Raw genomic sequence first — 20,699 nt, 5'->3', positions numbered from 1 at the left:
GCCGGGCTACGCGCCTGCCCCGGCGTCAAAACAGGCGGGCACACTAATATAATTGAGAATCATTTTCAATAAACGGACCTTCAACGCCCGGGCTAACCCTGTTCTATCAACATCACGGCGGTGGTCTCCGGCTCCAGCGCTTCGAAAACGTGCTCGCGATCGGCGGAGTAGCTGATGTAATCGCCGACGCTCAGCTCCAGCGGCTGCTCCGCCGGCCCGAGGCGCGCTCGCCCGCTGCTGATGATCACATGCTCGACGGTGCCGGGGGGATGTGGCCGGGAAAGTTTCGCCTCTCCGGGTTGCACCCGCAGCCGGTAAATGTCGCGCTGCGCGCCCGGCGGGCAGGTGGCCAGCAGCGTGGCGGCGTAGTTGCCCTGCTCCGACAGCGCCGGCGTTCCCTCATGGGCGCGGATCACTTGCACCGGCCTGCTGGGTTGCGAAATCAGTCGGCTGACCGGCACGTCCAGCGCCATCGCCAACGCCCACAGCGTTTCCAGGCTGGGATTACCGCTGCCGGCTTCGAGCTGCGACAGCGTGGACTTCGCGATGCCCGCGCGCTTCGCCAGCTCGGTCACCGACAGGTTCAATCGCTCACGCTCGCGGCGGATCGCCGCCGACAAGAGGCCGATCGGCGTAATGTTCTGCATCAGGTTATTGCTCATCGTTCGCTATATCATCCGCTTGTTCGAATTGACGAACAGCTGCATGCGTGTTCATCATAATGTCCAATTGTTCATTTTAATGATTAAGCGGCTTCACCACAAGCATGGTCAGGCAGCGAGGGCAACAACATGAAAACAAAGACGCGTGGCGCAGTGCAAATGATCCTCGCCATGACCATCTCAGGCACCGTCGGTTGGCCGGTACTCGTTTTAGGGCAGCCGCCCACAACGGTGGTGTTTTGGCGCTGCGCGTTCGGCGCGCTGGCGATGCTGGCGACCTGCGCCGCGCTTGGGCAGTTGAAACCCGGCGCAATCAACCGGCGGCAGCTGGCTGTCGCCATCCTCGGGGGTATCGCGCTGGTGCTCAACTGGACGCTATTGTTTGCTGCCTATCAGCATGCTTCGATCGCTGTCGCCACCGTGACCTACCATGTTCAGCCGTTTATGTTGGTGGCGCTGGGGGCGCTGCTGTTCGGCGAAAAACTAACGGCTAACCGGCTGGGCTGGCTTCTGCTGGCGTTCGCGGGGATGGTGTTGATCGTCGCCGGCCGGCAAAGCGGCGGCAGCGGCGATGACTACCTGCTCGGCGTGGTACTGGCGCTCGGTGCGGCCCTGATGTACGCCATTGCGGCGGCGATCGTCAAACGGCTGGCCGCGTTGCCGCCGCAGCTCATCGTGTTGATTCAACTGACCGTTGGCACGTTGGCACTGGCACCGTTCGCCTGCGGCCCCCATCGACTGGCTGCTGCTGGCAACCCTCGGCCTGGTGCATACCGGTTTGATGTCCACGTTGCTCTATGGCGCCATTCAGAAGATCCCCACGGCCCTGGTCGGCGCCCTGTCGTTCATCTACCCGGCGGTGGCGATCGTGGTGGACTGGGCAGTGTTCGGGCACCGTCTCAGCCTGCTGCAGTTGCTGGGCACGCTGGCCATTCTCGGCGCGGCAGCGGGCATGAACTTCGGCTGGCGATGGACGCTCGCCGCGCACCGGGCCGGTAAAATCGGTTAATCCCGCCCGACGGGCAAGCTATGCACAATAAGGCATTCGCCTTGTGTCCGGCGCGGTGCTATTTATTTAAACCGTGTAGGGTAGAAGGAGTTTTCTATGTGGCATCACCGCCTGCAACGGCGCATCCGTTTCAGCTACTGGAACGAACTGTGCGTCACCAAAAAATAAGGGAAGGCGCAAGCCTTCCCTTTTGTCATTCACCGCTCAGATCAGAAACGGTCGGTTTTCACCACGTCGTCGAACGGCAGTTTGCCGATGCGCGGATAAGGCTGCCCCGCCGCCTTGCCGATGGCGACCATCAGCGCGATCTGATAGTGCGCCGGCTTATTGATAATCTCACCCACCGCGTCGAAATCAAATCCGTCCATCGGGCAAGAGTCGTAGCCCTGCGCCTTGGCCGCCAGCATCAGCGTCTGGGCGAAGATGCCGCTGCTGCGCATCACTTCGTCGCGCTGCACCTGCGGCTTACCGCGATAATACTGATCGACGGCCGGGATCATGAACTGCTGTACCGGCTCCGCCGCCTCGGCCCAGACGTTTTTAACCTGTGACTCCCAGCTCGACAGATCGCCGCACAGCACGACCAGCATCGATGCGTCGGTCACCTGCGCCTGCCCCCACGCCGCTTCGCGAATTTTCTCGCGCTGCGCGCGATCTTCGATCAGCAGCGGGCGCCAGTGCTGCAGGTTAAACGCGCTGGGTGCGCCCTGCAGCGCAATGTTCAACAGCGCTTTTTTCTCTTCGAGCGTCATCACGTACTGCGTATCGAACTGCTTGGTGGCGCGGCGTTGGCGGATCGCGTCTAACGTATTCATTTTACTGCCTCTGTCCATGTGAAAAGGTCTATTGTCGTCACCGCGGCGCGGCTGTCCAGCCCCAGGCGGCTATTTCTGCGCGGTTTCGGTGCGCAAACGGCTGACCTGCGCCGCCAAGTCCGGCCACGGCGCCTGACCGGCGTAATGTTGCCGCAGGTAGTTGAGCAGAATGGCGATCTGCGCGTCATTCAGGTTATGGCGAAAACCCGGCATATAGCCCAGCTCGGCGTTCGCCGGCCGCTGTATGCCGTCCAGCACCACACGAATGGCGTTGTCCGGCGCATCGGCGAACAGGTTGGTGTTCAGCGCCAGAGACGGCCGCACCCCCGCCATCTGCGCGCCTTTTTCCTGCGCATGGCATGCCATGCAGGCGCCGGAAAACAGCCGTGCCCCTTCCGAACTCAGAGGCTCCACCTGCCGTTCCGCCTGAGCGTTTAACGTGGCCGCCGTAGCGCCCGCCGCCGTTTCAGGATGATAGCTGCGCAGATAGACGGCGATCGCCTGCAAATCGGCCTGCGGCAAGCGCGACAGCCCTTCTTCGATCACCGGCGCCATCGGGCCGGCGGCGACGCCGTGGTTGGCCGAGTAGCCGGTGCGCATGAAATCGACCAGATCCTGCTGCGTCCAGGCGAGCGGCGCGGGTGAGCGGCCGGTCAACGCTGGCGCCGTCCAGCCTTCCGCCACGCAGCCGGCCAGGTGCTCGCCGCCGGTTTTCTCGCCGAACAGCACGTTGCGCGGCGAATGGCAGGCGCTGCAGTGCCCCAGCCCTTCGACCAGGTACGCGCCGCGGTTCCAGTCGGCGCTTTGGGCCGCCTGTTCCGGCATCGCGCCCGGCGTCAGGAACAGCAGGTTCCAGGCAAAGATGCCCTGGCGAATATTGAACGGAAAGTGCAAATCGGTGGCCGGTGGCCGGTATTTGACCGCCGGCTGTGACATCAGGTAGGCGTACAGCGCCTGCAGATCCTCGTCGCGGGTGCGAGTAAAGGCGGTATAGGGAAACGCCGGATAGAGATAGCGGCCCTGGCGATCGACGCCGTGCCGCATGGCGCGTTCGAACGCCGCGTAACTCCAGCTGCCGATGCCGGTTTCCACGTCCGGCGTGATGTTGGTGGTGTAAATGGTGCCGAAGGGGATCTCCATCGCCAGCCCGCCGGTGTTGCGCTCGCCGCCCGCACGGGTGTGGCACACGGCGCAGTCGCCGAGGTCGGCCAGCGTTTTGCCGCGCGCGATCTGCGCCTCGCTGAAACGGTGGGTCGCATCGGCGGCGAGCGGCGCGATTTCCGGCTGCCAACTCGCGACCACGCCGGCCACCACAACGGCGATCACCGTGACGCCGCCCCACCCGACGATTTTTTTCATCTTACTCATCTTTGCTGTCCTTGTTCGTTACGGGGGATTAATGGCCGGCCTGGGCGCGCAGCGCGGCGAGCACCCGTGCCGGCGTAAACGGCACCTCGCGCAGACGCACGCCGAGCGCGTCAAACAGCGCGTTGCCGATCGCCGCCGCACTCGGTACCGAGGCGGACTCGCCGGCACCCATCGGCGCTTCGTCCGGGCGGTCAATCAGCTGGATATCGATCTGCGGCAATTCGTCGAAGCGCAGGATCGGATAGCCGCCCCAGTCCAATGACGTCACCCCCGTCTCGTTAAAGGTCACAAACTCTTTCAGTACCCGGCTGGCGGATTGGATAATGTTGCCGTGCACCTGATGGCGCACCCCGGCCGGGTTGATCATGCGCCCGCAGTCATGCGCCACGAAGATTTTATCGAGCGTGATCTGCCCGGAAAGGCGGTTGACGCTGAGATCGCACACCCAGGCCGCCCAGGCGGCGCCAAAGCCGGGGAATTTGCTGTGGAAGTAGCGGGCATAGGCAAAGCCGCGGCCGCTCACCACTTCGGCGCCGGCGGCGTGCGAGCGGTGCGCCGGGCCGTCTTGCCAGTTGGCTTGCCGCTTCAGGGCCTCAATCAAGGCCACCGCGCGCGGATCGCTCAGGTAACGCAGGCGAAACGCGATCGGGTCCTCGCCGGCGTGCCAGGCCAGTTCGTCGATCCAGGATTCATGGGCGAACACGTTGGGCAGCGCCGAAACGCCGCGCATCCACGACGCCCGCACGATCGGCGCGGCGTCCTGACAGATCACCCGCATGTGCGGATACGCGTATTGCGGAATGGCGGTGCGATCGCCCATCTGTTGCACGTCGGCCCGGTTGGCCACCTTGCCGGTCAACACCAGCGGCAAGGTCACCGCATTGTTGGAGGGATAGCTGGTTTTCAATTCGTAGGCCGCCACCCGGTTTTGCGCGTCGAGGCCGCCGCGCACCCGGATCAGCTGGCCGGTGCCCTTCGGCTCCCAGCCAGATTCCTGTTCGCGCATCAGCTGCACCCGCACCGGGCGGCCGGTGGCCCGAGCCAACAGCGCCGCGTCCGCCGAGACGTCGTCGGCGCAGTTGCGGCCATAGCAGCCGGAGGCCTCCATGCGGGTGATGTGCACCTGCTCAGGCGGCAATTCCAGCAGCGTGGCGATGTCTTTGCGCAGATCGTGCGGGTTTTGCGTGCCGGACCACACCTGCGCCCGCCCGTCTTTAACCTCCGCCACCGCGCAGGAAGGGCCGATCGAGGCGTGCTGATGGTAGGGCCAGACATAGTCGGCCTGCACTTCGGTATGCAGCGCCGCCAGCGCGGCGTCCGTTCCCGCATCGTCGCGCAGGACGCGGTCGGTTTTCGGGTTGGCTTCCAGCGCGGCGGGCAGCGCTTCCGGCGACAGATCCGGCAACCCGGCCCAGGGTTTCCATTTGGTTTTCAGCTGGCGCATGGCGGCGATCGCCTGCTCCTCGCGCTCGGCCACGATGCCGATGAAATCGTTGATCACTACCAGTTTCACGATGCCCGGCAGGTGCGCGATCGAATTTTCATCCACCGACAGCAGGCCGCCGCCCAGCGGGGCGCTGCTGTCGGCGCCTACGTAAGGCGGGCGCACCACCCGGCCATGCAGCATGCCGGGCAAGCGCAGGTCGTGCACGTAGGTCAGCCCACCGCTCACTTTGGCCGGAATGTCGACCCGGGCAACGGCGCGGCCGACGTAGCGATTCTGGCGTTCGCTGTTCAACTGAACGTTTTTATCCAGCATCACGTGCAGATTCTGCCCACTCGCCAGCTGCGCATAGCTCAGTGAGCGCCCCGGTTTTTTGGTCACAAATACCTGCCCCGCCGCCGCCGTCAGCTGTTCGGCCGGCAGTTCGAAGGCTTTGGCCGCCAACGCCGTCAGCATGTGCCGCACCTGCGCCGCCGCCTGTCGCAGCGGCACCGACGTGACCTGAATGGTGGCGCTGGCGATGGTCGGCCCCTGATCCGGCGTGCGCTGCGTATCGCCAAGGATCATCGTGACGTGCTCGAACGGCACGCAAATTTCTTCGGCGACGATCTGCGCCAGCGCGGTGCGAATGCCGGTACCCAGATCGACGTGACCATTGAAGGCCGTTACCCGGCCGTCGGCGGTGAGGCTGATAAAGCTGTCCACCCGATCCAGCGGCAGATCGGCAGGCGCTACAATCGCCTCGGCGGCGAAGGCGTTAAACGGCGCGGGCAGCAGGCTGCTGACCATCACCACCCCGCCGGCCTGCAACAACTGGCGGCGAGTCAGTTCGAGGCGGCTCATGCTTGCCTCCGTGCTGCCAACAGATCGCGGGCGCGCTCGGCGGCGTGCAAGATCTCAAGGTGAGTGCCGCAGCGGCACAGGTTGTAGGCCAGCGCTTTCTTGATCGTTTGCTCGTCCGCCTCCGGCTCGCGTTCGAACAACGCGACCAGCGTCATGATCATGCCGTTGGTGCAGTAACCGCACTGCGCCGCCTGCTCATCGACAAACCCCTGCTGCACTGGATGCAGCGCGTCCGGTGTGCCCAAGCCTTCCAGGGTAGTGACGGATTTGCTTCCTACGGCGGACAGCGGCATTGAACAAGAGCGCGCGGCGACGCCGTCGATCAGCACCGTGCAGGCGCCGCATTCCCCCAGGCCGCAGCCGTATTTGGGGCCATTCAATTGCAGATCGTTGCGTAAAACGTACAGCAGCGGCGTGTCGGGCGCGAGATTGCCGAGTGGAACCACCCGGCCATTAACATTGATTTCCATGGTGAAACTATCCCTTAAACAAACGGATTTAATCCGTAACATCACTGCGAAGAACAATTGAGCAGCGTGCTAATAATTATCATCAAAAGACATGATGATGTTAAGGGAATGTAGCCGCCATGGCTTTAACGAAAAGTGGGTATTTCCTATAAATTTCCTATAGATAAGCCCGGTTTTATGATTGCTGGCCGTGATTATTGTCGATCGTCAATTCGGCCTCGGCGCCGTCAACCAACAGCCGCACGCTGGCTTCGAACAGCGCGTCTGCGCCCTTATCCTGCAATGTTTCCCAGCCTTCGCACAGCAGCGGGTAACGCTGGCGATCGGCGTCATTCAGCGCATCGTCCGACTGCATTTGTTGCTCTTCCAGCACCCAGCCCACCACGAAACGTCCGACGGCGAACAGCAGATTAACGGCGCGTTCCGGCGTCAACCCCGCCCGACACAACAGCGCCACCTTGGCCTCAATGATGGCGAATTGCGGTTCCTGCGGCCGGGTGCCGGCATGCAGACGCGCGCCGTCGCGGTAAGCCAGCAGCGCCCGACGGAAATGGCTCGCATTGGTAACGACCCAATCCTGCCAGGGCATGTCGGCGGGCACCTCTTCACGGTGATCCAACATGATGGTTTCCGCCATCGCCTTCAGCAGTTCGGCCTTGTTCTTGAAATGCCAATAGAGCGTGGGAGATTGCACCCCCAAATGTTGTGCCAGGCGACGGGTGCTCAGGGCATCGATGCCGATGTCATTCAACAACGCCAGCGCCCCGCGCAGGACGGTCTCTCGCGTTAAACGCGTCGCGGTATTTTTTTCGCTCATCTCTCTATCACTGATAGGGTTACTATGGAATACTCAATACTCTATCACTGTTAGAGTCGCAATTTTGAAAAAACCTATGCTGGTTATTTTGTTGACGGTATTGCTGGATGCGGTAGGCATCGGCCTGATCATGCCTATCCTGCCGGCGCTGTTGCGCTCACTGGGCGGCCTCGACGCCGGCAGCGTGCATTACGGCGCGCTGCTGGCGGCGTATGCGTTGATGCAATTCCTGTTTTCACCGATCCTCGGCGCACTGAGCGATCGTTTCGGCCGGCGTCCGGTGCTGTTGATTTCGCTCGCCGGCGCGGCGGCCGACTATCTGCTGATGGCGTTCGCGCCGACGCTGGCCTGGCTCTATCTGGGCCGGTTGCTGGCGGGCATCACCGGCGCCAACATGGCGGTCGCCACCGCTTACGTCACCGATATTACCCCCGCCGGCCAGCGCGCGCGGCGTTTTGGCCTGGTGGGCGCGGTGTTCGGCGTCGGTTTTATCGTCGGTCCGCTGCTCGGTGGATCGCTGGGCGAATGGCATCTGCATGCCCCCTTCCTGGCGGCGGCGGCGATGAATGCCCTCAACCTGATCATGGCGTTTTTCCTGCTGCCGGAATCGCGTAAACCCCGCGCCCGCGCCGCCGAGAAAATCCGCCTTAATCCGTTTTCGTCATTGCGTCGGCTGCACGGCAAACCGGGCCTGCTGCCGCTGGCCGGTATTTACCTGATCATGGCGCTGGTTTCACAGGCGCCGGCCACGCTGTGGATTTTATACGGTCAGGATCGTTTCGGCTGGAGCATGATGGTGGCGGGCCTGTCGCTGGCCGGTTACGGCGCCTGCCACGCGCTGTCGCAGGCCTTCGCCATCGGCCCGCTGGTCGCACGGCTCGGCGAGCGCAAGGCACTGCTGATCGGCCTGGCGGCCGACGCGCTGGGTCTGGTGCTGTTATCGATCGCCACCCGCGGCTGGGCGCCCTTTGCGCTGCTGCCGTTCTTCGCCGCGGGCGGTATGGCGCTGCCGGCGCTGCAGGCGTTGATGGCGCACAAGGTGGACGACGATCATCAGGGCGAGCTGCAAGGGACGCTGGCCAGCATGGGCAGCCTGATCGGCGTCGCGGGGCCGCTGGTCGCGACGGCGCTGTACGCCGCCACGCGCGATGTCTGGCCCGGCCTGGTCTGGGCGTTGGCCGCCGCCCTGTATCTGTTGGTTCCGCTGTTGCTGGCGCGTTCGCGTGAGCGTGACGCGGCGTAGCGTCGAGCTCACCCTCTCCCGATTAAGCTGATTTATGGCTAAGCAAGGCATTATTCAGCATAAGCGGGCGCTTTACACGCCACTGCGCCGCTCATTATCATCGCCCTTATCCCGCCGCAGGAAAATTTAAATGCCGTTTCATGGCGTTACGCCCAGCGCGTCATCGCTACCGTTCACTTCGCCTATCGGAAGATCATGATGAGAAAACTCACAACGCCGCTGATCGCCGCCCTGCTGCTCGGCCTGTTTAGCCTGCCGGCCGGCGCGCAGGAGAAACCGCAGCAAATCACCATCGGTTACCAGAAAGCCAACATTTTTGCGCTGCTGAAATACCGCGGTACGCTGGAAAAAAACCTGGAGCCGCAGGGTATCAAGGTTCGCTGGATAGAATTCCCCGCCGGCCCACAGATGTTGGAAGGGTTGAACGTCGGCAGCATCGATCTGGCGGCGACCGGCGACGCTCCGCCGGCCTTCGCGCAAGCCGCCAAGGCCGATCTGGTTTATTTGGCGCATTCGCCGCCCAGCCCGAAAACCGAAGCCATCGTGGTGCCGCAGGATTCGGCGATCCGCTCCGTGGCCGATCTGAAAGGGAAACGCGTGGCGTTGAACAAAGGGTCTGACGTCAATTACCTGCTGGTGAGCGCGCTGGAACAGGCCGGCTTGAGCTACAAGGACATCACGCCGGTCTATCTGCCGCCGAGCGATGCCCGCGCCGCCTTCCAGCGCGGCAGCGTCGACGCCTGGGTGATTTGGGATCCCTACTACGCCGAGGTGGAAACCCATGCTAACGCCCGCCTGCTGAAAGACGCGGAAGGCCTGGTGCCGCACTACACCTTCTATCTCGCCAGCCGCCGCTTTGCCGAAACCTACCCGGACAGCGCCAAGCAGGTGATTCAACAGCTCGGCGTGCTGAGCGACTGGGCCAACGGCCATCCGCAGGAAGCGGCGGCGATCCTCGCGCAGAGCACCGGCCTGGATCAGGCCATTTGGGCCAGAGCCATCGCCCGCATGCCGTTCGGCAGCCAGCGCATGTCGCCGGAGGTGTTCAGGCAGCAACAGCAGTTGGCGGATAAATTCACCGCCATCGGGCTGCTGCCGGTTAAGGTGGACGTCAACGCCGCCCGCTGGTCCGAAGATAAACCCGAGACGCCATAGCCTTTGCCGCGCTTTGGCTTTAGAAAGCAGAAACCGGCATTTTGCCACCGGAATAAGCTGACCTATGCTAACCCTGTGTGATGAAACGCGTTTTCATGGCATGTCTTCCGGAACGTTTTGCTTTAATTTGTTCGTCGTGAACCCTGGGCCGCGCCTGACTGGTGCGGCTTTTCTTTTTGCCCGGCAGTGCCAGCGGCGGTGAATTTTGCTATGTTAACCCGCAGATAAGCTTCCCGTTTTCAGCCGCCGGACCGACTCATGTTTACCCATAAAGCAATCGCCGAGCTCAACGCCCTGGAGCTGATGGTTTATACCTACGTCAGCAAACACAAGAATCAAGTGATGTACATGACCATCCGCGAGCTGGCCGAGGCCGCCGGCGTCTCCACCACCACCGTGCTGCGGTTTTGCAAGAAAATGGGCTGTGACGGCTATTCGGAATTTCGCATCCGTTTCAAGCTGTATCTGGAACAAACCGATGCGCCACCGGTCGATTCTGGCATCGGCGAAATCCTCAGCTTTTTTAAAAGCGTCAGCAACGAAGAATTTAATCAGCTGATCGATCAGGCGGTGCAACATATCGCCGCCGCCGAGCGAATTATTTTCGTCGGCATCAGTACGTCGGGCGCATTGGGGAAATATGGCGCGCGTTTCTTTTCCAACGTCGGGAAATTCAGCACCCATATCGACGATCCTTATTATCCCGTCAACAGCGATATGTATAAAAACGCGGTGGCGATCATGCTGTCGGTCTCTGGCGAGACCGAAGAGATCCTGCGTTTGGCCAGCCAGTTCAGCCTGCACCACTGCAAGATCATCAGCATCACCAACAACGAAACCTCTTCGCTGGCGCGGCTGGCGGACTTCAACCTCTCCTACCACGTTCCGCAGCATTTGATCGGCGGGCATCACAATATTACCACGCAGATCCCCGTACTTTACATTATTGAAACCATCGGCAAACGGCTCGGGCATATTAATTCGGAAAAATAAAACAGGCTGTTTTTTTATTGTGACAAATCACTTTTCACGGTGATTTGTTATATCGTGACATTTCTTTCGGTCTTGCTACTCTGTTCTCAACGCAGCGTTATTACCCTTCATTAAATAAACCGATGAGACATTGACGATGAAACAGTTGCCGAAGGATTTTCTGTGGGGGGGCGCGGTCGCCGCGCACCAGGTTGAAGGCGGTTGGGATCGGGGCGGCAAAGGGCCAAGCATCGCCGACGTGCTGTCCGGCGGCTCGCACGGCGTGGATCGCGTGATGACCGACGGCGTGCTCGACGGCTATCGTTACCCCAACCACGAAGCGGTGGACTTCTACGGCCGCTACAAGCAGGACGTGGCACTGTTCGCCGAGATGGGCTTCAAGTGTTTTCGCACCTCGATCGCCTGGACGCGCATTTTCCCGAACGGCGACGAAGCGACGCCGAACGAGGCCGGCCTGCAGTTTTACGACGACCTGTTCGACGAACTGCTGAAATACGGCATCCAGCCGGTGATCACCCTGTCCCACTTCGAAATGCCTTACCATTTGGTGAAAGCTTACGGCGGCTGGAAAAATCGCCGGGTGGTGGAGTTCTTCGTGCGCTTTAGCGAGGTGGTGATGCGTCGCTACCGCGAAAAAGTGAAGTACTGGATGACCTTCAACGAGATCAACAACCAGAGCAACTACCGCTACCCGCTGTTCGGCTACTGCTGTTCCGGCGTGGATTACACCCAGGAAGACAACCCGGAACAGGCGCTGTACCAGGTGTTGCACCACCAGTTCGTCGCCAGCGCGCAGGTGGTCAAACTCGGCCATCAGATCAACCCGGAATTCAAAATCGGCTGCATGCTGGCCTGCGTGCCGTTCTATCCTTATTCCTGCAAGCCGGACGACGTGATGTACGCCGTCGAGGCGATGCACCAGCGCTATCTGTATACCGACGTGCAGATGCGCGGCTACTACCCAAGCTACCTGCTGCGCGATTGGGAACGCAAAGGGCTGAAGATCGAGATGCAGCCGCAGGACGCGCAGATCCTGCGCGAGGGCTGCACCGACTACATCGGTTTCAGCTACTACATGAGCAATGCGCTGCAGGCCAACGCGGTGGACGGCAGCGACGGCATGTTCGGCTTCCCGGGCAACGTGCCGAACCCGCACGTCAAGGCCTCCGACTGGGGCTGGCAGATCGATCCGGTCGGGCTGCGCTATTCGCTGAACGTGCTGTATGAACGCTACCAGAAGCCGCTGTTTATCGTGGAAAACGGCTTCGGCGCCTTCGACAAGGTGGAGGCGGACGGCCAGATCAACGATGACTATCGCATCGACTATCTGCGCGCCCATATCGAAGAGATGAAGAAAGCGGTGATTGAAGACGGCGTAGATCTGATCGGCTACACGCCGTGGGGCTGCATCGACTGCGTGTCGTTCACCACCGGTGAGTACAGCAAACGCTACGGCTTTATCTACGTCGACAAACACGACGACGGTACCGGCACGCTCGAACGTTCGCGCAAGAAAAGCTTCGACTGGTATCGCCAGGTGATCGCCAGCAACGGCGAACAGCTGTAACCGCACGACAGACAATCAGGGGCGATTTTCGCCCCTTTTTACTGTGCCTTACTCCGCCGCCTGCCCGGCGGCGAGGTACTTCGCCATTTCCGCCGACGGCACCATGCCGCCGCCGGTCGCCCACACCAGATGCGTCGCCTGCGCCAGGTGCTCGGCGCTGATGCCTTGCTCGCTGAGCGCCTTCGCATGGGCGGCAACGCGCCACGGTCCGGCCATGCCCGCCAACGCGGACGGCTCCAGTTGGATATGCTCGTACCGGTCCAACAACCCGAGCAGCGCAAACATCTCTTCATCGCTGAGAGTGTAAAACGCGTTCAGCAGACGTTCCATCGCCCGGCCGACAAAGCCGGAGGCGCGCCCCACCGCCAGCCCGTCCGCCGCCGTGCGGTTGTCGATGCCGAGATCTTGCACCGCAATGCCGTCATGCAACCCGCTGTAGACGCCGAGCAGCATGCAGGGCGAATGGGTCGGTTCGGCAAAAATGCAGTGAACGTGATCGCCGAACGCCAGCTTGAGGCCAAAGGCCACACCGCCCGGCCCGCCGCCAACGCCGCACGGCAGATACACGAACAGCGGATGCTGCGCGTCCACCACAATGCCCTGTTCGGCAAATTGCCGCTTCAGGCGACCGCCGGCCACCGCGTAGCCGAGGAACAGGGTTTGCGAGTTTTCATCATCGATAAAGAAGCAACTCGGATCGTCCGCCGCCTGTTTGCGCCCTTGTTCGACCGCCACGCCGTAATCGTCGGCGTACTCCACCACCGTCACGCCATTTTCGCGCAGCTTCTGTTTTTTCCACTCTCGCGCATCCGCCGACATGTGCACGCTGACGTCAAACCCCAACCGGGCGCTGATGATGCCGATGGATAATCCCAGATTGCCGGTCGATCCGACGGCGATGCGGTACTGGCTGAAGAATTGACGGAACTCGTCGGAAAACAGCCGGGCGTAGTCGTCGCCGGTGTGCAGCAGCCCCGCCTCCAGCGCCAGCTTTTCCGCGTGCGTCAGCACCTCATAGATGCCGCCGCGCGCCTTGATCGAGCCGGAAATCGGCAGATGGCTGTCCTTTTTCAACCGCAGGCGTCCGCCCAACGTCTGCCCATAGCGCCGATCCAACGCGAGCTGCATGACGGGGAGCGCCACCAGCTCGGACTCGATGATCCCCTTTGTGGGTTGGGTTTCCGGGAAGGCGGCGGCGAGATAAGGCGCGAAGCGCGCCAGGCGCTGCTCCGCGTCGGCGACGTCGGCGGCGGTCAACCCGACGTGGGGCAGCCCTGCGGCCAACGTTGTCGCGCGTGGATTGAACCAGGTGATTGGCTCTAGCGCGACCATGCGTTGCAACAGCGGATGCTGGGCGACCCACGATAGGATCTGTGATTTCTGCATAAGTGTCCCTGACTGAGGTTGGCGTTGCCGTCACCTTGCCGCGAACGCCGGCGGCTGACAAATGATAAATTCTGAGCTTGAGGTGCAATAGATTGATGCAAGTGCGACGTTAGCCGGCCGTAACGCCAAACAGCAGGCCGACGCCGGAAGAAACTGCCATCGCCAGTGCGCTCCAGATGAGGATGCGCGCCACGCCCGGCAAGATCGGCGCCCCGCCGGTTTTCGCGGCGATGCCGCCGAGAACGCCGAGGGAAATCAGCGCCGACGCCACCAGCGCCGGCCGCGTCCAGGCGACCGGTACCCACAGCGCCACCAGCAGCGGCAACAGCGCGCCGAGAGAGAAACTCAGGGCCGACGCCAACGCGGCCTGCAGCGGCCGGGCGCGGGTGGCAGAGGAAATGCCCAGCTCGTCGCGCGCGTGGGCCTCCAGCGCATCATGCGCCATCAGCTTTTCCGCCACCTGCCGGGCCAACGCCGGATCCAGACCGCGATGCACGTAGATTGACGTCAGTTCGCGAAACTCCCCCGGGTAGTCTTCAAGCAGTTCCGCCTGTTCCTCTGCCAGCGCGGCCTTTTCGGTATCCGCCTGCGACGAGACCGACACATACTCGCCGGTGGCCATCGACATTGCGCCGGCCACCCACCCGGCGACACCGGCGATCATCAGCGCGGAATGCGAGGCGCTGGCCGCCGCGACGCCCAGCAGCAGGCTGGCCGTTGAAACGATGCCGTCGTTGGCGCCGAGCACCGCCGCCCGCAGCCAGCCGATGCGTTCAATACTGTGCCGTTCTCGGTGCATCCGTTCTCTCCCTCAGTGAGCGTTGCACTACTCGCGCGCCGCCGCTTCCAACCCGGCGATGTCGATTTTGCCCATCAACAGCATCGCTTCCGTGACACGCCGCACGCGGGCGGCGTCGGGATCGTTCATCAACTCCGTCAGGCGCCGCGGCACGATCTGCCAGCAAAGCCCCCAGCGATCGCGCAGCCAGCCGCACTGCTCCGCCTCGCCGCCCTCGCTCAACGCGTCCCACAGCCTGTCGACCTCCGCCTGATCGTCACATTCCACCATCACGGAGAAGCTGTGATTGAACGGATCCAACGGCCCGGCTTCGATCGCCGCATAGCGCTGGTCGCCCAACGTGAAGGAAGCCAGCTTCACGCTGCCGGCCGGGCCGCTCGGCGTATCCGCCGGCAGCTCGGAAAACCAGTTCACGGACGAACCGGGGATCAACGCGACATAGCAATTCAGCGCCGCTTCCATGTCTTTTTCAAACCACAGATGTTGCGTAATTCTGGCCATCTGTGCCTCCTTTACGCATCGAGGATCGGCGCGAAACCGCCGAAGATCATGCGTTTGCCGTCGAACGGCATCTCGCCCAGCGCTTTCATGCGCGGGTCGTTCATCATTTTTTCGTTGGCGGCGTCACGTACCGCCTTGGAGGGGTACTCTATCCAACTGAACACCACCACTTCGTCTTCCTGGGCTTTCACCGCGCCGCGAAAGTCGGTAAGTTTGCCGTCGGGCACGTCATCGCCCCAACATTCCACGATGCGCGTGGCGCCAAACTCTTTGAACAGCGGCGCCGCTGCGGCCGCCAACCGGTGATAGGCCTCCTTATTGGCGGCCGGTACCGCCACCACAAACCCGTCTACGTATTTCATTCTGGCATCCTCTTGTCTGATTAAGGACAGTCGGTTCGGCGCAGGCGGAAATGCCCGCGCCCCCTACCAGTTTAGACGGCCGGGGCAGAGCGCGGATCGGAAGTTCAGCGGCCATGAGCAGCCGGCGGAGACGATTCCGGTGTGGCAACCCGGTTACGGCCGGAGTTTTTCGCTTTGTACACCGCCAGATCCGCCAGCTTCAGCAGATCCGCCAGGCTTTGGCCGGCGCCGCCCGGGCAGGTCACCATGCCGATGCTGACGGTGATCTGCAGCGGATGCCCGGCCGGCATGAGGATAGACTCCGTTTCGATGCGTTGCCGCAGGCGTTCGGCCAATTGCCATCCTTGCTGCGGCTGGCCGAGCGTCGAAACGATGGCGAACTCTTCGCCCCCCATGCGGCCGAACAGGTCACCGACGCTCAGATCGGCGGCGATCGCGCGGGTAAAGGCCATCAGTGCCTGATCGCCGCCGGCATGGCCAAAACGGTCATTAATCGATTTGAAATAGTCGATATCGAGCATCATGACGCACACCAGCTCGCCCTTTTGGTCTATCAACCGTTCGCCGCGCTGCATAAACGCATTGCGCGTCAGCACGTGCGTTAACGCATCGTGATTCGCCACGTGCTCCAGCGTGCGCAGCAGCGCATTACGCGCATAGTTCATGCTGGCCACGGCGATGGGCCCCAGCGCCAGCAGCGCGATGCCCAAACGCATCGATACCGCGTTTTGCAACACCTTCATGTCGAGCGTCGTGCTAAGCAACCCGAAATCGATCGCCAGATGGCACCACAGCACATAAATCAGCACCGCAATCATGGTGCAGAACAATGAGAAGGACATCGCCAGCCACAGCAGCACCGGCATGGGAAAGATCACCGCCCCGGGGCCGCCAATCAGCACGCTACACACCGCCGCCAGTAACAGCAGCGCCAATACCGTGAGTTTTCGCCCCGCCCGCGGCCAGTGGCTGCGCTGGGTGAACAGGGCGCCGGCCGCCGCAAGGCGACGTCGCCAATCGGCGGGAAACGCCAGAATAAACGGCATCAGCGTGACGTAGTTGGTGAATTCGGACGAGAACCACAGCGCCAGCGAGGTCAGATACGGTCTGCCGAACAGCCACTGCGAAGTTGCGGCGCCCACCGCGCCGGTCGCGGCGGCGGCAGCCAGGCAGATACCGAACAGGTACATGCTGGACGTGCCGCGCTGCAACGTGCGCGCCGGCGGCGACAGCCGCATGAACAACAGATACCCCACCACGACGCCGGTCAGATTGGCGACGTTCAGCAGCAGCGTCTTTTGCAGCGAACTGCCGGTCAACAGATCCGCCGCCAGATAGCCCAGCACCGCCATGCCCCAGCCGGCCCGCGTAGCCCACTGTGGCCGCCGCACCAAAACGGCCAGCAGTACGGCGTTCACCGGCCAGAATATCGCCAGAAAGCTGCCGGGGCGACTCACGATGCCCAGCAGACACAGGGTGAACACCAGCAAAAAAATGATGAGCGCGGGCCAGATTTTCCGGGTATCGGACAACGAGGTGGTTTGCATCTTGGATCCAGAGACTTCCGCTAGCATAAAGTGACCGTCTGTTCGCGTCACAACCGTCGGCGATGAGGCGAAGATAAACGGCCGACCCGCCTATTATTGCCAGTTTTGCCTGCCCGGACACCTGTTTATTCATCAAGGGAAAATATATTTGTGTATCAATATATTGACAGGAATCCCCATTCCGGCGAACAAACTGCCGCGCCCCTCCCGTCACTACGATCGTTATTGCCACCCAGCCGATTTTTTACCGGCAAAATCGCCGCCTTTTACCGTAAAGACAAAATTAAATCGCGCAGTGAAGGGATACAGGCATTCCCCACTATTCAAAACGCATAAATGATAATTATAATGATAATCGTTACTATTTATTATTTTTTACGGAATTATATGCGCCACTCAGTTCTTCGCCACCCCAACAAAAACAAAAAAAATCACGTTTTTCGCTCGCTGCCCCTGTTCGCCGGCCTGTTCCCCGCCCTGGCGATCGCCGCCGCACCCGGCGCAAAAACGGAGGAATCCATTACGGTGACCGCCGCGGCCCAGCCTTCTGGCAGCTATAGCGCCGACACCGCCTCGACCGCCGGCAAGACCGCCGCGCCGATCGCCGAGGTACCGCAATCGGTCAGCGTCGTCACCTCTCAGGTCATTGACGACTTCCAGGTCAAAAGCGTCAATGACGCGATGAAGTTCGTCAGCGGCGTCACCCAGGGCAACACGCTCGGCGGCACGGAGGATGGCTTCGTCAAACGCGGGTTCGGGGTTAACTCCGATGGCTCGGTCTTCATCGACGGCGTGCGCAGCAACCAGGGGTTGAGCATGGACGCCACCACCGATCGCGTTGAGGTCCTGAAAGGTTCCGCTTCGCTGCTGTATGGCATCCTCAGCCCCGGCGGCGTCATCAATCTGATCAGCAAAAAACCGCAATATGACTGGAACACCCGCATCAGCGGCGCCACCAACAGTGTTGGCGGCGGCAGCGGCAGCGTCGATGTGACCGGCCCGCTGGGCGGCGGCTTCGCCTTTCGCCTGATCGCCGAACGCCAGCACGCAGATTACTGGCGCAATTTCGGCAGCGACGAACACACGCTGATCGCCCCCTCGCTCAGTTGGTTCGGCGACCAGGCCTCCTTTAACATCGCCTACAGCGAATACAAGTACGACATTCCTTACGATCGCGGCACCGCATTTATCGACGGCAAACCGGTCGATGTGCCCTATGACCGCCGCTTGGATGACTACGCGAACCATGCCTGGGGCAAGAACAAACGTCTGAACGCCCATTATGAGTACGCGCTGGATCCGATCTGGACGACCCGCTTCAACTACGCCTGGCTGCAACGCCGTTACGACAGCAACGAAGTGCGCGCCACCGCGGTCGACACCACGACCGGCATCGTCTCGCGCCGCGCCGACGCCAATCGCGGTTTCAATCATCAAACCCACTATTACTCCTGGGATCTGACCGGTTCGCCGCAGCTGTTCGGCATGCAGCACGACCTGCTGCTGGGCGTGGACTACGAGAAAAATCAGACCTACAAGGCCTATTCCTACCGCGGCAAGGTCTCGAAGACCTTCAACATGTACGATCCGGTGTATGGCGAAACGCCGGTCACCGACAGCACCACTTACAGTGACGCGTCAAGCAACCTGCGCGCCACGCTGTTCAGCCGTTCCCTGTACGCCAAGGACAGCATTCATCTCACCGATCAATGGATCGCGGTGCTGGGCGCGCGCTATCAGTCGTATTACCAGAACAACAGCAACGGTTTCCAGAAACCGAAAAATACGCTCAATGACAAAGACGACCAGTTTTTGCCGCAGGCGGGGTTGGTGTATAAGCTGACGCCGAGCCTGTCGCTGTACGGCAATTACAGCCGTTCGTTCACGCCGTCCACCGCCATCGACGACAATGGCGACGTCGCCACGCCGGAAACCGGCACCACCTATGAGGTGGGCGGAAAATGGCAGATCACTCCGGCGTTCGACGCCACGCTGGCGCTCTATCGCATCGATGAAAGCAATATGTCGATCTTTATCAACGGCGTGACCCGCAGCATTCCCAAAGCGCGCTCCACCGGTGCGGAATTGGAGTTGAACGGCGAAGTGGCGCCCAACTGGGATCTCACCGCCAACTACAGCTACGATAAAACCGAGATCGTCGAAGACAACCTCAATCCGACCAACGTCGGCAATCGGCTGGTCAACGCCCCGACCAACATGGGCGGCCTGTACCTCAGCCGCCGCATGACGCTGCCGGTGGTGCCCGGCGAGGTGCGCATTGGCGGCGGCGCGCGCTACGTCGGTCGCCGCGCCGGCGATCCGGAGAACAGTTTCACCATGCCGGCCTATACCGTGGCGGATGCCTTTGTCGCCTGGGACAGCAAGCTGCTGGGGAAACATACTCAGCTGAAACTGAATGTGAAAAACCTGTTCAACCGCGAATACTATGCTTCCAGCGCCGGTAATTTACGCGTGATTGAGGGTGAGCCGCGCAGCCTGAGCCTGCAGGCGACGGTCGATTTCTAACCTGTCACGCCTTGGGCGCCGTTTGGCGCCCGTTTTCTTTGCGGCGGCCCTCAAAACGCCTTGCGACACATCACATCGGCGAGAAAATCCAACAGCGCGCGGTTGAACACCGCCGGCCGCTGCAGCGGCGCGAAGTGGCTGACACCCGGCAGCATCACCAGACGGGCGCCAGGGATGCTGCGGCTCAAGTAGACGGCATGCTCGACGCGGATAAACTCATCGTGCTCGCTATGAACGATCGTCACCGGCACGCGAATGGCTGCCAATTCCTGTACGCGGTAGTCTGGCTGGCTGCTCATCATCAGGCTCACGGCAGCGACGAACGCGTCGAACTCCTCCGGCGTCGGCGACAAGGCGGCATAGTCCTGCGCATGACGCGCAAAACAGCGCTCCACGATGGGGTTGGACGCGGGCGGTTTAACGCCGCTGGCGTCCATATTGCAACCGAAGAAAAAAACGCCGTCCACCCGCTGCGGCGCCCGATGGGCAGCGATAAGCGCAACACAGGCGCCATCGCTCCAGCCCGCCAGCGCGGCGTGCGGGATCCGCAACGCGTCCATCACCGCCAACAGATCATCGGCCATGCGAGCGTAACGATACGGCCGGGCGTCGCGAGTGCTGCGCCCGTGCCCGCGGCTGTCGATGACCAGCACGCCGTACCCGGCGGCCAGCAGCGTCGGCAGCTGATACCCCCAGTTGCCGCTGTGGCCCAGGCCGCCGTGCAGCAGGATCACCGTCGGATCCGCGCCATAGGCCGCATACCAGATGCGCGCGCCGTCATGTTCGACATCACCCTGCTTGGTACAGGGCGGCAACGGCGGCGCACCCTGCGCGGCAAAGTGGGTCAAATCGTCGTCGGTTTGCATCTTTCCCTCCTCGTTCGCCGCCGTTGTGCGCCGAAACGTTATCAAAGGAGTATAGATTGCACCGGTGAGCGGTGCCGTTCGCTTTCCCGACATATACTTAAGGGAGGAATCGCAATGGAGGACGGTGAGATGAAGAAGATAATTCTCGTGTTTTTGATGCTGATGTTGAGCGGTTGTATCGGCGGAGGCGGCGGCCCATCGAATGCGCCTTCGGCATCGCCGAATGAACCTTACACCTGCACCAAATCCAGCGCCAACAGCGACTGCTCGCAATCGGTGGAGCCGTCGATGTACTAGCCACGTTCGGCGGGCCGTCACTTAACGGC

18 protein-coding genes and 1 pseudogene are annotated in these 20,699 nt (G+C 61.7%); 7 read left to right on the top strand and 12 right to left on the bottom strand.

The window, feature by feature from the left end; all coding sequences use genetic code 11:
- Positions 1–92: 92 nt before the first annotated feature.
- Positions 93–662 (bottom strand): XRE family transcriptional regulator, encoded by a 570-nt coding sequence (locus BVU99_RS15685; RefSeq protein WP_210403911.1) that lies wholly within the window; start codon positions 660–662, stop codon positions 93–95.
- Between the two features lie 129 nt (positions 663–791).
- On the opposite strand from BVU99_RS15685, the pseudogene BVU99_RS15680 reads away from it, so the two are divergent.
- A pseudogene (locus BVU99_RS15680) lies at positions 792–1,671 on the top strand (DMT family transporter).
- Between the two features lie 209 nt (positions 1,672–1,880).
- Here the strand turns inward: BVU99_RS15680 and BVU99_RS15675 are convergent.
- The 5 genes from BVU99_RS15675 to tetR form a co-directional block, all read right to left on the bottom strand.
- Positions 1,881–2,486 (bottom strand): nitroreductase family protein, encoded by a 606-nt coding sequence (locus tag BVU99_RS15675; RefSeq protein ID WP_025302894.1) that lies wholly within the window; start codon positions 2,484–2,486, stop codon positions 1,881–1,883.
- A 69-nt stretch (positions 2,487–2,555) separates the two neighbouring features.
- Positions 2,556–3,854 carry a cytochrome c gene (locus BVU99_RS15670; RefSeq protein ID WP_099817259.1) on the bottom strand — a complete coding sequence of 433 codons (1,299 nt, stop codon included), beginning with the start codon at positions 3,852–3,854 and terminating at the stop codon, positions 2,556–2,558.
- Between the two features lie 28 nt (positions 3,855–3,882).
- Positions 3,883–6,141: a molybdopterin cofactor-binding domain-containing protein gene (locus tag BVU99_RS15665; protein WP_099817258.1), complete on the bottom strand. Its 2,259-nt coding sequence runs from the start codon at positions 6,139–6,141 to the stop codon at positions 3,883–3,885.
- Positions 6,138–6,611, bottom strand: coding sequence for a (2Fe-2S)-binding protein (locus BVU99_RS15660; RefSeq protein WP_025302897.1), 474 nt, complete (start codon positions 6,609–6,611; stop codon positions 6,138–6,140). The genes BVU99_RS15665 and BVU99_RS15660 overlap by 4 nt, the downstream gene beginning before the upstream one ends.
- Before the next feature lie 175 nt (positions 6,612–6,786).
- Positions 6,787–7,428 (bottom strand): tetracycline resistance transcriptional repressor TetR, encoded by a 642-nt coding sequence (tetR, locus tag BVU99_RS15655; RefSeq protein ID WP_025305231.1) that lies wholly within the window; start codon positions 7,426–7,428, stop codon positions 6,787–6,789.
- On the opposite strand from tetR, the gene tet reads away from it, so the two are divergent.
- From tet to BVU99_RS15635, 4 genes are all read left to right on the top strand, one after another.
- Positions 7,346–8,671 carry a Tet(A)/Tet(B)/Tet(C) family tetracycline efflux MFS transporter gene (gene tet, locus BVU99_RS15650; protein WP_306789722.1) on the top strand — a complete coding sequence of 442 codons (1,326 nt, stop codon included), beginning with the start codon at positions 7,346–7,348 and terminating at the stop codon, positions 8,669–8,671. The two genes, tetR and tet, sit on opposite strands and share 83 nt — an antisense overlap.
- Before the next feature lie 198 nt (positions 8,672–8,869).
- Complete coding sequence (locus tag BVU99_RS15645; RefSeq protein ID WP_099817257.1) at positions 8,870–9,826, top strand: sulfonate ABC transporter substrate-binding protein; 957 nt, start codon at positions 8,870–8,872, stop codon at positions 9,824–9,826.
- A 258-nt stretch (positions 9,827–10,084) separates the two neighbouring features.
- Positions 10,085–10,819, top strand: coding sequence for a MurR/RpiR family transcriptional regulator (locus BVU99_RS15640; protein ID WP_025302900.1), 735 nt, complete (start codon positions 10,085–10,087; stop codon positions 10,817–10,819).
- 130 nt (positions 10,820–10,949) lie between these two features.
- Positions 10,950–12,386, top strand: coding sequence for a 6-phospho-beta-glucosidase (locus BVU99_RS15635; protein WP_099817256.1), 1,437 nt, complete (start codon positions 10,950–10,952; stop codon positions 12,384–12,386).
- Positions 12,387–12,434: 48 nt separating this feature from the next.
- Here the strand turns inward: BVU99_RS15635 and BVU99_RS15630 are convergent, their stop codons facing one another.
- The 5 genes from BVU99_RS15630 to BVU99_RS15610 all read right to left on the bottom strand — a co-directional run bounded on the left by BVU99_RS15630 (position 12,435) and on the right by BVU99_RS15610 (position 16,981).
- Positions 12,435–13,772 (bottom strand): D-serine ammonia-lyase, encoded by a 1,338-nt coding sequence (locus BVU99_RS15630; RefSeq protein ID WP_099817255.1) that lies wholly within the window; start codon positions 13,770–13,772, stop codon positions 12,435–12,437.
- A gap of 109 nt (positions 13,773–13,881) precedes the next feature.
- A complete protein-coding gene (locus BVU99_RS15625) occupies positions 13,882–14,571 on the bottom strand; it encodes a VIT family protein (protein ID WP_025302903.1) in 690 nt (229 codons plus the stop codon).
- A 27-nt stretch (positions 14,572–14,598) separates the two neighbouring features.
- Positions 14,599–15,072: a VOC family protein gene (locus BVU99_RS15620; protein ID WP_099817254.1), complete on the bottom strand. Its 474-nt coding sequence runs from the start codon at positions 15,070–15,072 to the stop codon at positions 14,599–14,601.
- Between the two features lie 11 nt (positions 15,073–15,083).
- Positions 15,084–15,434, bottom strand: a complete 351-nt coding sequence (locus tag BVU99_RS15615; protein ID WP_025302905.1) for a DUF1428 family protein — start codon at positions 15,432–15,434, stop codon at positions 15,084–15,086.
- Positions 15,435–15,538: 104 nt separating this feature from the next.
- A complete protein-coding gene (locus BVU99_RS15610; RefSeq protein ID WP_099817253.1) occupies positions 15,539–16,981 on the bottom strand; it encodes a GGDEF domain-containing protein in 1,443 nt (480 codons plus the stop codon).
- Positions 16,982–17,446: 465 nt separating this feature from the next.
- On the opposite strand from BVU99_RS15610, the gene BVU99_RS15605 reads away from it, so the two are divergent.
- Positions 17,447–19,507, top strand: a complete 2,061-nt coding sequence (locus BVU99_RS15605) for a TonB-dependent siderophore receptor (protein ID WP_099817289.1) — start codon at positions 17,447–17,449, stop codon at positions 19,505–19,507.
- Between the two features lie 50 nt (positions 19,508–19,557).
- Here the strand turns inward: BVU99_RS15605 and BVU99_RS15600 are convergent, their stop codons facing one another.
- Entirely contained in the window at positions 19,558–20,373 is an 816-nt protein-coding gene (locus BVU99_RS15600) for an alpha/beta hydrolase (protein WP_099817252.1), read from the bottom strand.
- 114 nt (positions 20,374–20,487) lie between these two features.
- Between BVU99_RS15600 and BVU99_RS15595 the strand changes: the two genes are divergently transcribed.
- The gene (locus BVU99_RS15595) at positions 20,488–20,670 is read left to right on the top strand and encodes a hypothetical protein (protein ID WP_025302909.1); all 183 of its coding nucleotides are present in this window, start codon (positions 20,488–20,490) and stop codon (positions 20,668–20,670) included.
- Positions 20,671–20,699: the final 29 nt, after the last annotated feature.

The organism is Serratia sp. OLAL2, assembly GCF_002752475.1.
Taxonomy (GTDB): Bacteria; Pseudomonadota; Gammaproteobacteria; order Enterobacterales; family Enterobacteriaceae; genus Serratia; species Serratia bockelmannii.
Note: the sequence above shows the minus strand (reverse complement) of the source record. Positions and strands in the feature narration are given on the sequence as shown.